This window comes from Streptomyces sp. NPDC051136 (assembly GCF_044455745.1).
Lineage (GTDB): Bacteria > Actinomycetota > Actinomycetes > Streptomycetales > Streptomycetaceae > Streptomyces.
Genome location: NZ_JBITFE010000005.1, coordinates 181,160 through 194,888 on the forward strand (window position 1 = coordinate 181,160; position 13,729 = coordinate 194,888).

12 protein-coding genes and 1 riboswitch are annotated in these 13,729 nt (G+C 69.0%); of the genes, 10 read left to right on the forward strand and 2 right to left on the reverse strand.

All coding sequences use genetic code 11. The annotated features are described in order from the left end of the window. Positions 1–123: 123 nt before the first annotated feature. Positions 124–1,098, forward strand: coding sequence for a carbohydrate kinase family protein (locus ACIBCJ_RS16090; RefSeq protein ID WP_362101960.1), 975 nt, complete (start codon positions 124–126; stop codon positions 1,096–1,098). Positions 1,099–1,215: 117 nt separating this feature from the next. Here ACIBCJ_RS16090 and ACIBCJ_RS16095 read toward each other — a convergent pair whose 3' ends face one another. Further along, positions 1,216–2,598 (reverse strand): aminotransferase class V-fold PLP-dependent enzyme, encoded by a 1,383-nt coding sequence (locus tag ACIBCJ_RS16095; RefSeq protein ID WP_365980137.1) that lies wholly within the window; start codon positions 2,596–2,598, stop codon positions 1,216–1,218. 329 nt (positions 2,599–2,927) lie between these two features. Between ACIBCJ_RS16095 and coxB the strand changes: the two genes are divergently transcribed. From coxB to ACIBCJ_RS16115, 4 genes are all read left to right on the forward strand, one after another. Then, positions 2,928–3,887, forward strand: coding sequence for a cytochrome c oxidase subunit II (gene coxB / locus ACIBCJ_RS16100; protein WP_362101966.1), 960 nt, complete (start codon positions 2,928–2,930; stop codon positions 3,885–3,887). After that, on the forward strand, positions 3,884–5,620 hold the full coding sequence (gene ctaD / locus ACIBCJ_RS16105) for a cytochrome c oxidase subunit I (protein ID WP_362101969.1): 1,737 nt from the start codon (positions 3,884–3,886) through the stop codon (positions 5,618–5,620). Before coxB ends, ctaD begins: the two co-directional genes overlap by 4 nt. Beyond that, entirely contained in the window at positions 5,617–6,015 is a 399-nt protein-coding gene (locus ACIBCJ_RS16110) for a cytochrome c oxidase subunit 4 (protein ID WP_362101972.1), read from the forward strand. Before ctaD ends, ACIBCJ_RS16110 begins: the two co-directional genes overlap by 4 nt. A gap of 129 nt (positions 6,016–6,144) precedes the next feature. Continuing rightward, positions 6,145–7,419, forward strand: a complete 1,275-nt coding sequence (locus ACIBCJ_RS16115) for an Ig-like domain-containing protein (RefSeq protein WP_362101975.1) — start codon at positions 6,145–6,147, stop codon at positions 7,417–7,419. 67 nt (positions 7,420–7,486) lie between these two features. Here the strand turns inward: ACIBCJ_RS16115 and ACIBCJ_RS16120 are convergent, their stop codons facing one another. After that, positions 7,487–7,888, reverse strand: a complete 402-nt coding sequence (locus tag ACIBCJ_RS16120; protein WP_133888370.1) for a hypothetical protein — start codon at positions 7,886–7,888, stop codon at positions 7,487–7,489. A 207-nt stretch (positions 7,889–8,095) separates the two neighbouring features. Between ACIBCJ_RS16120 and ACIBCJ_RS16125 the strand changes: the two genes are divergently transcribed. From ACIBCJ_RS16125 to trpD, 5 genes are all read left to right on the forward strand, one after another. After that, entirely contained in the window at positions 8,096–8,716 is a 621-nt protein-coding gene (locus ACIBCJ_RS16125; RefSeq protein WP_030186375.1) for a heme-copper oxidase subunit III, read from the forward strand. Between the two features lie 66 nt (positions 8,717–8,782). After that, positions 8,783–9,592, forward strand: coding sequence for a c-type cytochrome (locus ACIBCJ_RS16130; protein ID WP_365980138.1), 810 nt, complete (start codon positions 8,783–8,785; stop codon positions 9,590–9,592). Further along, the gene (locus ACIBCJ_RS16135; RefSeq protein ID WP_365980139.1) at positions 9,589–10,644 is read left to right on the forward strand and encodes a Rieske 2Fe-2S domain-containing protein; all 1,056 of its coding nucleotides are present in this window, start codon (positions 9,589–9,591) and stop codon (positions 10,642–10,644) included. Before ACIBCJ_RS16130 ends, ACIBCJ_RS16135 begins: the two co-directional genes overlap by 4 nt. Beyond that, positions 10,641–12,278, forward strand: a complete 1,638-nt coding sequence (locus tag ACIBCJ_RS16140; protein WP_362505527.1) for a cytochrome bc complex cytochrome b subunit — start codon at positions 10,641–10,643, stop codon at positions 12,276–12,278. The genes ACIBCJ_RS16135 and ACIBCJ_RS16140 overlap by 4 nt, the downstream gene beginning before the upstream one ends. 140 nt (positions 12,279–12,418) lie before the next feature. Beyond that, positions 12,419–13,483 carry an anthranilate phosphoribosyltransferase gene (gene trpD / locus ACIBCJ_RS16145; protein WP_362101990.1) on the forward strand — a complete coding sequence of 355 codons (1,065 nt, stop codon included), beginning with the start codon at positions 12,419–12,421 and terminating at the stop codon, positions 13,481–13,483. A gap of 73 nt (positions 13,484–13,556) precedes the next feature. Continuing rightward, positions 13,557–13,673, forward strand: a riboswitch (SAM riboswitch). Positions 13,674–13,729 lie beyond the last annotated feature (56 nt).

Below are 13,729 nucleotides of genomic sequence, written 5' to 3' on the forward strand. Positions count from 1 at the left end.
GTAGGCACGTCCCGTATCGCGAGGAAAGTTGTACTACCGGGTAGTTTCGCCTCCTTCGGTGGGGCGTCCGTCCCGGGTAGCGTGAACCGTCAACCCGCCTCCCCTCAGGAGAGAGTCCACGCCGTGCGCATCGCAGTCACCGGCTCCATCGCCACCGACCACCTCATGACCTTCCCCGGCCGCTTCTCCGACCAGCTCGTAGCGGACCAACTGCACACGGTCTCGCTCTCCTTCCTGGTCGACCAGCTGGACGTGCGCCGGGGCGGCGTCGCGGCGAACATCGCCTTCGGCATGGGCCAGCTCGGCACCCGGCCGATCCTGGTCGGCGCCGCGGGCTCCGACTTCGACGACTACCGCGCCTGGCTGGACCGGCACGGCGTCGACACCGACTCGGTGCGCATCTCGGAGACCCTGCACACCGCCCGTTTCGTCTGCACCACCGACGCCGACCACAACCAGATCGGCTCCTTCTACACGGGTGCGATGAGCGAGGCCCGCCTCATCGAGCTGAAGACCGTCGCCGACCGCGTGGGCGGCCTCGACCTGGTCTCCATCGGCGCCGACGACCCGGAGGCGATGCTCCGGCACACCGAGGAGTGCCGCGCGCGGTCCATCCCCTTCGCCGCCGACTTCTCCCAGCAGATCGCCCGGATGAACGGCGACGAGATCCGGATACTGCTGGACGGGGCGACCTACCTCTTCTCCAACGAGTACGAGAAGGGGCTCATCGAGACCAAGACCGGCTGGAGCGACGCCGAGATCCTCGACCGCGTCGGCCACCGCGTCACCACCCTCGGCGCCCGGGGCGTGCGCATCGAGCGGGCCGGCGAGGCCACCCTGGAGGTGGGCGTCCCCGACGAGGAGCGCAAGGCCGACCCCACGGGCGTCGGCGACGCCTTCCGCGCGGGCTTCCTGTCGGGACTGGCGTGGGGCGTGACGCTGGAGCGGGCGGCGCAGGTGGGCTGCATGCTGGCGACCCTCGTCATCGAGACGGTGGGGACGCAGGAGTACCAGCTGCGGCGCGGGCACTTCATGGAGCGGTTCACGAAGGCGTACGGCGACGAGGCGGCGGAGGAGGTCCAGGCGCACCTGGGCTGACGCGCGGGGCCGCGACCAGGGGGGAGCCCTTCGAGGCGCGGTGGCGTGTGCGGGTGCGCGGGGGCCGGTCGCGCCCACGCGGCGGAGCCGCACACCGCCCCGCGCCCCTTCCCGGCGTCAGCCGGTCCGGCGGATCACGTACGCGGTGCCCTTCTCCGCCGGTTCCTCGCCCACGTACTCCTGTCCCCGCATCTCGCACCAGGCCGGGATGTCCAGGCGGGCCGCCTCGTCGTCCGAGAGGACCCGGACGGTGCCGCCGACGGGGACGTCGCCGATGACCTTGGCCAGTTCGATCACCGGCACGGGGCAGCGCCGGCCCAGCGCGTCCACCACGAGGTCGGGGCCGGCCGCGCGGACGGTCTCCGTCGCGGCCGGCGCCCCCAGCTTCTCGCGCACCGCGGCCACCGTCCCCGGCAGCACCTCCAGGAACCGCTCGACGTCCTCGGCCGGGGTCCCCGGCGGCAGCGACACCCGGACGTTGCCCTCGCTGAGCACCCCCATCGCCCGCAGGACGTGGCTCGGCGTCAGGGTGCTGCTCGTGCAGGACGATCCGGACGACACGGAGAAACCGGCGCGGTCCAGCTCGTGCAGCAAGGTCTCTCCGTCGACATAGAGACACGAGAAGGTGACGACCCCGGGCAGCCGGCGCACCGGGTCGCCGACCACCTCCACGTCCGGGACCAGGGACGGCACCCGCGTCCGGATCCGCTCCGTCAGCTCCCGCAGCCGGGCCGCCTCCGCCGCCGCCTCGGCCCGCACCGCCCGCAGCGACGCCGCGGCGGCCACGATCGCCGGCAGGTTCTCGAAACCGGGCGCCCGCCCCGACTCCCGCTCGTCCCCGGGCCCTTGCGGCGCGAAGCGGACCCCCTTGCGCACGACGAGCAGCCCCACCCCCGAGGGCCCGCCCCACTTGTGGGCGCTGCCCGACAGCAACGACCAGTCGCCCTCGACGCACCCCCAGCCCAGCGACTGGGCCGCGTCCACCAGCAGGGGCACCCCGGCGGCCCGGCAGGCCTCGGCCACCTCCGCCACCGGCTGCTCGGTGCCCACCTCGTGGTTGGCCGACTGGAGACACGCCAGCGCCGTGTCCACGCGCAGGGCGGCCGCGTACGCCGCGGGACCGACCGCCCCCGTCCGGTCGACGGGCACCTGCGTGACGCTCCCGCCGCCGGCCTCGTGCACCTCGGCCGCATGCAGTACGGAGGAGTGTTCGACCGCTGACACGATCAGGTGAGTCCCGACGCGCCGCCTCCCGGCCAGCGCCCCCGCCACCCCCGCATGCACCGCCCGGGTCCCCGAAGGGGTGAACACCAACTCGTCCGCCCGGCACCCCACGGCCTCGGCCGCCGCCTCCCGGGCGGCGTCCAGCAGCAAACGCGCCCGCCGCCCCTCCCGGTACAGCCGCGCGGGATCGGCCCACCCCTCGTCGAGCGACGCCAACAGCGCCTGCCGGGCGACGGGATGGAGGGGAACAGCGGAAGCAGCATCGAAGTAGGCCACGGGGCAACGCTAGAACGCCGGGGGCCGCAGCGCCCCGTCAGGGGCGCGGGGCTGGGACATGTGCGGCTCCGCCGCGCGGGCGCGACAAGCCGCAACGGACCGTCAGCCGCCGGACAACCCGAGCCCTCCACCCCCCGTGGGCGCCCCGCCCCACCCTTAAAGAGTGACCCCCGGCGCGTATGCCACCCTCCCCGCGACCCCCCGGAGGGCGTCGGCTAGGGTTTGGTCCGCATAAACATCAAACCCCTGCCCGACGCAGGGCGGCGACCGACCAGCGAGAAGGCAGGCCGCAGCCAACCGCGCGGGCGAGACTCTCGGGAAGGCGCTACGTGAGTCCCAACGGCTCCGACCGCTCGCCGCGGCGCCCGATGCGGCGGAAGCTGCTGCAGGCACTGACCGCGGGCCTGGTCCTGGCGACCGCCACCGGTTGCACATACGAGGACTTCCCCCGCCTCGGCATGCCCACCCCAACCACGGAAGAGGCTCCGCGGATCCTCTCCCTGTGGCAGGGCTCCTGGGCCGCCGCGCTGGCCACCGGCGTGCTGGTGTGGGGCCTGATCCTGTGGAGTGTCTTCTTCCACCGGCGCAGCCGCACCAAGGTCGAGGTCCCTCCGCAGACCAGGTACAACCTGCCCATCGAGGCGCTGTACACCATGGTTCCGCTCGTCATCGTCTCGGTGCTGTTCTACTTCACCGCGCGTGACGAGTCCGATCTCATGAGCCTCAAGAAGAAGCCCGACCTCACGGTCAACGTGGTCGGCTTCCAGTGGAGCTGGTGCTTCAACCACATCGAGGACGTCCCGGGCTCCACCGGCGACGCCAAGACCTCGAAGGAACTGGCCGGCATTCCGGACCGGTTCATCGACGACTTCCCGGCGAAGGCCGGCGGCGTCTACGACTGCGGTACCCCCGGCACGGAGAACCCGCAGACCGGCAACCCCGGGCCGACCCTCTGGCTCCCCAAGGGCAAGACGGTCCGCTTCGTCCTGACCTCGCGTGACGTCATCCACTCCTTCTGGGTGGTGCCGTTCCTCATGAAGCAGGACGTGATTCCGGGCCACACCAACGCCTTCGAGGTGACCCCCAACAAGGAGGGGACCTTCCTGGGCAAGTGCGCCGAACTGTGCGGCGTGGACCACTCCCGGATGCTGTTCAACGTCAAGGTCGTCTCCCCGGAGCGCTACGAGCAGCACCTCCAGGACCTCGCGAAGAAGGGGCAGACCGGTTACGTTCCCGCGGGCATCGCTCAGACGAGCCACGAGAAGAACCGGGAGACGAACAACCTGTGAGCATCCTCAACGAACCCCAGGGTGCCTCGGCAGCGGAGGACTCGTACGAGAACGAGCTGCCGGTACGGCGCAAGCAGCCCGGCAACGTCGTGGTCAAGTGGCTCACGACCACTGACCACAAGACCATCGGCACCATGTACCTGGTGACGTCGTTCGCGTTCTTCGTGATCGGCGGCGTCATGGCGCTCTTCATGCGCGCCGAGCTCGCCCGGCCCGGTCTTCAGATCATGTCGAACGAGCAGTTCAACCAGGCGTTCACGATGCACGGCACGATCATGCTGCTGATGTTCGCGACGCCGCTGTTCGCGGGCTTCGCGAACTGGATCATGCCGCTGCAGATCGGCGCGCCGGACGTCGCCTTCCCGCGGCTGAACATGTTCGCCTACTGGCTGTACCTGTTCGGCTCGTCCATCGCGGTGGGCGGGTTCCTCACCCCGCAGGGCGCGGCCGACTTCGGCTGGTTCGCCTACTCGCCGCTGTCCGACGCGGTGCACTCGCCCGGGATCGGCGGTGACCTGTGGATCATGGGTCTGGCCTTCTCCGGCTTCGGCACCATCCTCGGCTCGGTCAACTTCATCACCACGATCATCTGCATGCGCGCGCCCGGCATGACCATGTTCCGCATGCCGATCTTCACCTGGAACGTGCTGCTGACCGGTGTGCTGGTCCTGCTGGCCTTCCCGGTGCTGGCCGCGGCCCTGTTCGCGCTGGAGGCCGACCGCAAGTTCGGTGCCCACATCTTCGACTCCTCCAACGGCGGAGCGCTGCTGTGGCAACACCTGTTCTGGTTCTTCGGGCATCCAGAGGTGTACATCATCGCGCTGCCGTTCTTCGGCATCGTCAGTGAGATCATCCCGGTCTTCTCCCGCAAGCCGATCTTCGGCTACATGGGTCTGATCGGCGCGACCATCGCGATCGCGGGCCTGTCGGTGACGGTGTGGGCCCACCACATGTACGTGACGGGCGGCGTGCTCCTGCCGTTCTTCTCCTTCATGACCTTCCTGATCGCGGTCCCGACCGGTGTGAAGTTCTTCAACTGGATCGGCACCATGTGGAAGGGATCGCTGTCCTTCGAGACACCGATGCTCTGGTCCACCGGCTTCCTGGTCACCTTCCTCTTCGGTGGCCTGACCGGTGTCATCCTGGCCTCGCCGCCGCTGGACTTCCACGTGTCCGACTCGTACTTCGTGGTGGCGCACTTCCACTACGTGGTGTTCGGCACCGTGGTGTTCGCGATGTTCGCCGGCTTCCACTTCTGGTGGCCGAAGTTCACCGGCAAGATGCTGGACGAGCGCCTGGGCAAGATCACCTTCTGGACGCTGTTCGTCGGCTTCCACGGCACCTTCCTGGTCCAGCACTGGCTGGGTGCCGAGGGCATGCCGCGCCGCTACGCCGACTACCTGGCGGCGGACGGCTTCACCGCCCTGAACACGATCTCGACGATCAGCTCGTTCCTGCTCGGCATGTCGCTCCTGCCGTTCTTCTACAACATCTGGAAGACCGCCAAGTACGGCAAGAAGATCGAGGTGGACGACCCGTGGGGCTACGGCCGTTCGCTGGAGTGGGCGACCTCCTGCCCGCCGCCGCGGCACAACTTCCTCACGCTGCCGCGCATCCGCAGTGAATCCCCCGCCTTCGACCTGCACTACCCCGAGATCTCCGCGATCGATCAGCTGGAGAACGTCGGCCACGGTGAGAAGGCCCTCGCCGGCGGCAAGGAGGCCGGGAAGTGAAAATCCAGGGCAAGATGTTCATCTGGTTGAGCGTCTTCATCCTCGCCGTGGCGGTCGTCTACGGCTACTGGTCCAAGGAGCCGGCCGGTACCACGGCCCTCTTCCTGGCCTTCGGCCTGGCCATCATGATCGGCTTCTACCTCGCCTTCACGGCGCGGCGGGTCGACGTGGGCGCGCAGGACAACACGGAGGCGGACGTCGCGGACGACGCCGGTGAGGTCGGGTTCTTCAGCCCGCACAGCTGGCAGCCGCTGGCGCTCGGCATCGGTGGTGCCTTCGCCTTCATGGGCGTGGCCATCGGCTGGTGGCTGCTGTACTTCTCGGCACCGATCCTGTTGATCGGCCTGTTCGGCTGGGTCTTCGAGTACTACCGCGGCGAGAACCGCACCCAGTAGCACGCACCGAGCACCGAAGGGCCCGGACACTCCGTCAGGAGCGTCCGGGCCCTTCGTCTGCCGTACGGCCTCTCACTCCTCCGGCTCATCCACCGTGCCGCCTCCGACGGTCCTCCCTAGCGTGAGGTCATGAGCATCCCGGTTCACTTCCAGGCGCGGGGGCGTACGGTCGTCGGCTGCACCCTGCTGGTGATCGCCCTCGGCGCGAGCGTCACCGCCTGCACGGGCGACGACAATCCGCTGTCCGCCACGCCCTACGACGCGGCGGGCCAGATCTCCTTCAACGGCCCCACGGAGGCCGGGAAGAAGGCCGACCCGGACAAACCCCTGGAGGTGGTGGCCGAGGGCGCCGACGGGCGCATCACGGACGTCACGGCCATGGACGCGGCCGGGCGCTACGTCGCGGGCGAACTGTCCGCCGACGGCGCGCGCTGGCACAGCACCTCGCCGCTGGCCGCCAACGCCAGCTACACGGTGCGCGTCAGCACCGAGGACGGGGACGGGGCACCCGGCCGCAAGGTGCTCACCTTCGAGACCGGCAAGCCCGGCGCCAAGAAGGCCCTGGACGTCGTCTTCGGGCCCAAGGCGGGCGCGTACGGCGTCGGCCAGCCCGTCACCGCGGAACTGAGCCAGCCGGTCCGGGACCCGGCCCAGCGGGCCATAGTGGAGCGCGCCCTGAAGGTGCAGTCCACGCCGGCCGTGCAGGGCGCCTGGTACTGGGTGGACGACAAGAAGCTCCACTACCGGCCGCAGGACTACTGGCCCGCCCACGCCACCATCAAGGTGCACAGCACCCTGGACGGCATCAAGATCGGCGACCGGATGTGGGGCGGCAAGGCCAAACCCCTGAAGATCACCACCGAGGACCGCGTCGTCGCCGTCACCGACGCCGCCGCGCACACCCTCACGGTCTTCAAGGACGGCGAGGAGGTCCGCCAGCTCCCGGTCACCACCGGCAAGCCCGGCTTCGAGACCCGCAACGGCGTCAAGGTCGTCCTCGGCAAGGAATCCTTCGTACGCATGCGCAGCACCACCGTCGGCATCGCCGAGGGCTCCTCGGAGTCGTACGACCTGCCGGTCCACTGGGCCACCCGGGTGACCTGGAGCGGCGAGTACGTGCACGCCGCCCCCTGGTCCGTCGGCTCCCAGGGCATCGCCAACGTCAGCCACGGCTGCGTCGGCATGAGCACCGACAACGCGGAGTGGTTCTTCAACGAGGTCCAGGAGGGCGACCTCGTCGAGGTCGTCAACTCCGGCGGCGAGACGATGGAGCCCTTCGGCAACGGCTTCGGCGACTGGAACATGGACTGGGCGAAGTGGCGCACGGGCAGCGCCCTGACCGGCGGCGCCGGCAGTGCCGCCGGCACGGGTGAGCAGGCCAGGCTGAGGCCGGAGAGCGTCTGAGGAGGCCCTCAGGGAGCAGGTGACAGGGGCGCGGGGCGTGCCACCGCGCCCCCGGCCGGAAGGCGCCCTAGACGCCCTGCAGCCTCTTCTCGCGCAGCAGCGAGGCCAGCGCGCCCGCGAACTCCACCGGCTCCACCGGCAGCGTCACCGCCGCCTCCGCCCGGCTCCAGGTCGCCAGCCAGGCGTCCTGCGGCCGCGCGATGAGCAGCAGCACCGGCGGGCACTGGAAGATCTCGTCCTTGATCTGGCGGCACATGCCCATGCCGCCCATCGGCACGGCCTCGCCGTCCAGGACGCAGACGTCGATCCCGCCCCGGTCCAGCTCCTTGAGCACGGCGGCCGGAGTCGCGCACTCCACGAACTCGACCACCGGCACGTCCGGGGCCGGCCGGCGGCCGGTCGCGAGCCGCACCTGTTCGCGGGTGTTGGAGTCGTCGCTGTAGACCAGCACCGTGGCGGTCGCCTGCATGCTTCCTCCGATACGCGGTGAAGACCGATGGAGCCCGTGAGGCTGTCGTAGCCCGTTGGGCCGGATGCTACTCCCTCGAACGCCCCGTCAGCACGGGTTCGGACACGGCTTCGACGGGCCGTTCGATGGGCCATCCGGGCAGTACAGACGGGGCGGACACTCCGAACGGCACCCCCCGGGGTGAGGGCGGGATAAGCGACCGACATAATGTCGGTCGTGGCGACAGCAACGACAGTAGAAACCGGGCACGCGCACCCGTCGGTCAACCGGCCGAACCTCACCAGCGTCGGAACCATCATCTGGTTGAGTTCCGAGCTGATGTTCTTCGCGGCCCTCTTCGCGATGTACTTCACCCTGCGATCGGTGACGGGCCCGGACTTCTGGTCCGAGAAGGCTCACGCGCTGAACGTCCCGTTCTCCGCGACGAACACCACGATCCTGGTGCTCTCCTCCCTCACCTGCCAGCTCGGCGTGTTCGCGGCCGAGCGCGGTGACGTGAAGAAGCTCCGGATGTGGTTCATCGTCACCTTCGTGATGGGTGCGATCTTCATCGGCGGTCAGGTGTTCGAGTACACCGAACTGGTCAAGAAGGACGGGATCTCCCTGTCCTCCGACCCGTACGGCTCGGCGTTCTACCTGACCACCGGCTTCCACGGACTGCACGTGACGGGCGGCCTGATCGCCTTCCTGCTGGTCCTCGGCCGCACCTACGCGGCCCGGAGGTTCACCCACGAGCAGGCGACCGCCGCCATCGTCGTGTCCTACTACTGGCACTTCGTCGATGTGGTCTGGATCGGCCTGTTCGCCACGATCTACCTGATCAAGTAGTCGCGGCACCGCACCCGCGCAATACCAGAAGCATCGACGCAGAAGATCCTGACACCGGGGTAATCCGTGAAAAAGCTCTCCGCACGACGACGCCATCCGCTGGCGGCACTCGTCGTCCTACTCCTCGCGCTGGCATGCACAGGGGGGCTGTACGCCGCGTTCGCACCCGCGAGCAAGGCGCAGGCCGATGAAAGCGCCCAGTCCCTCGCCATCGACGAGGGCAAGAAGCTCTACGCCGTCGGCTGTGCCAGTTGCCACGGCACCGGTGGTCAGGGCACCAGCGACGGTCCGAGCCTGGTCGGCGTGGGCGCCGCGGCCGTCGACTTCCAGGTCAGCACCGGCCGCATGCCGGCCCAGCAGCCCGGCGCGCAGATCCCGGACAAGCCGAACATCTACTCCCAGGCGGAGATCGACCAGCTCGCGGCCTACATCGCGTCGCTGGGTGCCGGTCCGGCCGTCCCCTCCGAGGAGAAGTACGGCCCCGAGGGCGCGGACATCGCCAAGGGCGGCGAGCTGTTCCGCACCAACTGCGCGCAGTGCCACAACTTCACCGGCAAGGGCGGCGCCCTGACGCACGGCAAGTACGCGCCGAGCCTCGAGGGTGTCAGCCCGAAGCACATCTACGAGGCCATGCAGACCGGCCCGCAGAACATGCCCTCCTTCCCCGACACCGCCCTGTCGGAACAGAACAAGAAGGACATCATCGCCTACCTGGACGCGGTCAACGGTGACGAGACCGTGGACCCGGGCGGTCTTTCGCTCGGCGGCCTCGGGCCGGTCAGCGAAGGCCTGTTCGGCTGGATCTTCGGCCTGGGTGCCTGCATCGCCGTCGCCGTGTGGGTCGCCGCTCGGACCGCAAAGGCCAAGAAGTCATGAGTAGCCAAGACATTCCAGAAGAGAACCTGCCGGCTGAGCAGGGCGGCACGCACGTGCCGAAGCCCGCGGACGACAAGAACCCGTTCGCGGACCCGGGGCTGCCGCCCCACGAGCACCGGATCCAGGACGTCGACGAGCGGGCCGCCAAGCGGTCCGAGCGCGTGGTCGCCCTGCTGTTCACGGTGTCGATGCTGGCCACCATCGGCTTCATCGCCTCGTTCGTCGCGATCCCGCACGACAAGTCGATCTTCGTCTTCCCCCTCGGTCACATCAACGCGATGAACTTCGCGCTGGGCCTGACCCTGGGCGTGGCGCTGTTCACCATCGGCGCGGGCGCCGTCCACTGGGCGCGCACCCTGATGTCCGACGAAGAGGTCGCCGACGAGCGCCACCCGATCGAGGCCGACTCCGAGACCCGCGCGAAGGTCCACGCGGACTTCAAGCAGGGCGCCAAGGAGTCGGTGATCGGCCGGCGCAAGCTGATCCGCAACACGATGCTGGGCGCGCTCACGCTGGTGCCGCTCTCCGGCGTCGTCCTGCTGCGCGACCTCGGCCCGCTGCCCGGGACGAAGCTCCGCCACACGCTGTGGTCCAAGGGCAAGCTGCTCGTCAACATGAACACGAACGAGCCCATGCGCCCGTCCGACATCGGGGTCGGTTCCCTCACCTTCGCCAAGCCCGAGGGCCTGGAGGAGGACAACCACGACTTCCAGAACGAGATCGCCAAGGCGGCCCTGATGATCATCCGGCTGGAGCCGGACAGCATCAAGGACAAGCGCGAGCTCGAGTGGTCGCACGAGGGCATCGTGGCCTACTCGAAGATCTGCACCCACGTCGGTTGCCCGATCTCCCTGTACGAGCAGCAGACGCACCACGCGCTCTGCCCCTGCCACCAGTCCACCTTCGACCTTTCCGACGGCGCCCGGGTCATCTTCGGTCCCGCCGGTCACCCGCTGCCGCAGCTGCGCATCGGTGTGAACGACGAGGGCTATCTCGAGGCGCTCAGCGACTTCGAGGAGCCCGTCGGTCCTGCATTCTGGGAGCGCGGATGAGTACTGCAGCCAACGACGCACCCCGCTCGCGCGGGAAGGCACCGGCCGGCGAGCGCGTCGCCGACTGGGCCGACGGCCGGCTCGGGATCTACTCCCTGGCCAAGGCCAACATGCGCAAGATCTTCCCCGACCACTGGTCGTTCATGCTGGGTGAGGTCTGCCTCTACAGCTTCATCATCATCATCCTCACGGGTGTGTACCTGACGCTGTTCTTCCACCCGTCGATGAACGAGGTCACGTACCACGGCTCGTACGTCCCCATGCAGGGACAGCTGATGAGCGAGGCGTACAAGTCGACGCTCGACATCAGCTTCGACGTGCGCGGCGGTCTGCTGATCCGGCAGATCCACCACTGGGCGGCGATCATCTTCCTCGCCGGCATGTTCGTGCACATGATGCGCGTCTTCTTCACCGGCGCGTTCCGCAAGCCGCGTGAGATCAACTGGCTGTTCGGCTTCCTGCTGTTCGTCCTCGGCATGTTCACCGGTTTCACCGGCTACTCGCTCCCGGACGACCTGCTCTCCGGCACCGGTGTCCGCTTCACCCAGGGCGCGATCCTGTCCACGCCGATCATCGGCACGTACATCTCGATGTTCCTGTTCGGCGGGGAGTTCCCCGGGACCGACTTCGTCGCCCGGTTCTACTCGATCCACATCCTGCTGCTGCCGGGCATCATGCTCGGGCTCGTGGTCGGCCACCTGATCCTGGTCTTCTACCACAAGCACACGCAGTTCGCGGGTCCCGGCAAGACCAACAAGAACGTCGTCGGCATGCCGCTGCTGCCGGTGTACATGGCGAAGGCCGGAGGCTTCTTCTTCCTGGTCTTCGGTGTCATCGCGGTCATCGCCGGCATCGCCTCGGTCAACCCGATCTGGAGCATCGGCCCCTACCGGCCCGACCAGGTGTCCACGGGCGCCCAGCCGGACTGGTACATGGGCTTCGCCGAGGGTCTGGTCCGCGCCATGCCGGGCTGGGAGATCAACTTCTGGGGTCACACCCTGGTCCTCGGTGTGTTCATCCCGCTGGTGATCTTCGGTATCTTCCTCGCGGTCATCGCCCTCTACCCGTTCATCGAGTCGTGGGTGACCGGGGACAAGCGCGAGCACCACATCCTGGACCGGCCGCGCAACGCCCCGACCCGTACGGCCTTCGGCGTCGCCTGGGTCACCGCGTACATGATCATGCTGATCGGTGGTGGCAACGACATCGTCGCGACCCACTTCCACCTGTCGATCAACTCGGTCACCTGGTTCGTGCGGATCGGGTTCTTCGTCGGACCGGTCATCGCGTTCGTCATCACCAAGCGGATCTGCCTCGGTCTCCAGCGCCGGGACAAGGACAAGGTGCTGCACGGCCGCGAGTCGGGCATCATCAAGCGCCTGCCGCACGGTGAGTTCATCGAGGTGCACGAGCCGCTCAGCCAGGAGCAGCTGCACACGCTCACGGCGCACGAGCAGTACAAGCCGGCCGAGATCGGCCCGACGGTCGACGAGAACGGCGTCGAGCGCAAGGTGAAGGGCTCCGAGAAGCTCCGCGCCAAGCTCAGCGAGGCCTACTACGGCGAGGAGTCGCAGATTCCGAAGCCGACCGTCGACGAGTACAAGGAGATCACGAGCGGCCACGGCCACCACTGACCCTCCAGCGTCGCCACACCACGGTCGAAGGGCCCCGTCCGTTCCGCGGACGGGGCCCTTCGGCCGTGTCCGGGCTGGATAGGGTGGAACCGCACCTCCCTTCCACGACACACCCCACACACACGATTCAGGAGCGGCTCATGAGCGCTGTGACCCCCGCTGGAGGCGACATCGCGGCGGGCCACTCCTGGCCCGCCCTGCTGAACGGCCTGCTGGACGGCCGTGACCTGTCCGCGGACGAGACCGCCTGGGCGCTGGACGTGATCATGCGCGGCGAGGCGACCGACGCGCAGATCGCCGCCTTCGCGGTGGGACTGCGGTTCAAGGGGGAGACGGTCGAGGAGATCTCCGGGCTCGTCCGCACCATGTACGACCACGCCAACGTGATCGAGGTGCCGGGCAGGACCGTCGACATCGTCGGCACCGGCGGTGACGGCGCCAAGACGGTGAACATCTCCACCATGTCCGCGATCGTGGTGGCCGGCACGGGCGCGAAGGTCGTCAAGCACGGCAACCGGGCCGCCTCCTCGGCGTCCGGCGCCTCCGACGTCCTGGAGAAGCTCGGGGTCAACCTGGAGCTGACGCCGAAGCGGGTGGCGGAGGTCGCCGAGGAGGCCGGCATCACGTTCTGCTTCGCGGTGAAGTTCCACCCGGCCCTGCGCCACGTCGCGGCGGCCCGCGGCCAGCTCGGCATCCGCACGGTGTTCAACTTCCTGGGCCCGCTGACCAACCCCGCCCGGGTGAAGGCACAGGCCATCGGGGTCGCCCATGCCCGGATGGCACCGATCATCGCCGGTGTCTTCGCCGAGCGCGGCCACTCCTCCCTGGTCTTCCGGGGCGACGACGGTCTGGACGAGCTGACCACGACCGCCACCTCCCGGGTCTGGGTCGTGCGGGACGGCCGGGTGACCGAGGAGGCCTTCGACCCCCGGGACGTCGGGCTCGACCTGGTGCCGGTCGAGGCGCTGCGCGGCGCCGACGCCTCCTACAACGCCGACGTCGCCCGCCGCCTGCTGGCCGGCGAGCCGGGACCCGTACGGGACGCGGTGCTGCTGAACTCGGCGGCGGCCCTGGTGGCCCTGGAGCCGGGCGGGGCGCCGCTGGCGGAGCAGCTGCGGGCCGGGATGGACCGGGCGGCCGAGGCGATCGACTCGGGCGCCGCCAAGCGCGTCCTCGACCGCTGGGTGGCGGCCAGCCACGCCTGACGCATGTGACGTGCGTCCCGCGATCCGGACCCGGGTTGCGGGACGCCGATCACTTCCCATAAGTTTTTCGACAGGTCATGAGTGACAGTCATGAGGCCCCGGCCGACTGTCCGGCAACCCTCCGTCCGTGGCGGGGTGCCCCGGGTGAAGACCAGGCCGTGGACAGCAAGGTCCACGGCAAGCGCGGACCCCTCGCGGAACCAGGGGTCCTGGGTCGTCCGAGGGAGTCTCCCGTGAACCAGCGAA

Excerpts from the sequence above, each read along its gene's own strand:
- ACIBCJ_RS16115 (WP_362101975.1), top strand. The coding sequence starts at position 6,145 with ATGAGCATCCCGGTTCACTTCCAGGCGCGGGGGCGTACGGTCGTCGGC.
- ACIBCJ_RS16120 (WP_133888370.1), bottom strand. The coding sequence starts at position 7,888 with ATGCAGGCGACCGCCACGGTGCTGGTCTACAGCGACGACTCCAACACC.
- ACIBCJ_RS16125 (WP_030186375.1), top strand. The coding sequence starts at position 8,096 with ATGTCGGTCGTGGCGACAGCAACGACAGTAGAAACCGGGCACGCGCAC.
- ACIBCJ_RS16135 (WP_365980139.1), top strand. The coding sequence starts at position 9,589 with ATGAGTAGCCAAGACATTCCAGAAGAGAACCTGCCGGCTGAGCAGGGC.
- ACIBCJ_RS16140 (WP_362505527.1), top strand. The coding sequence starts at position 10,641 with ATGAGTACTGCAGCCAACGACGCACCCCGCTCGCGCGGGAAGGCACCG.
- trpD (WP_362101990.1), top strand. The coding sequence starts at position 12,419 with ATGAGCGCTGTGACCCCCGCTGGAGGCGACATCGCGGCGGGCCACTCC.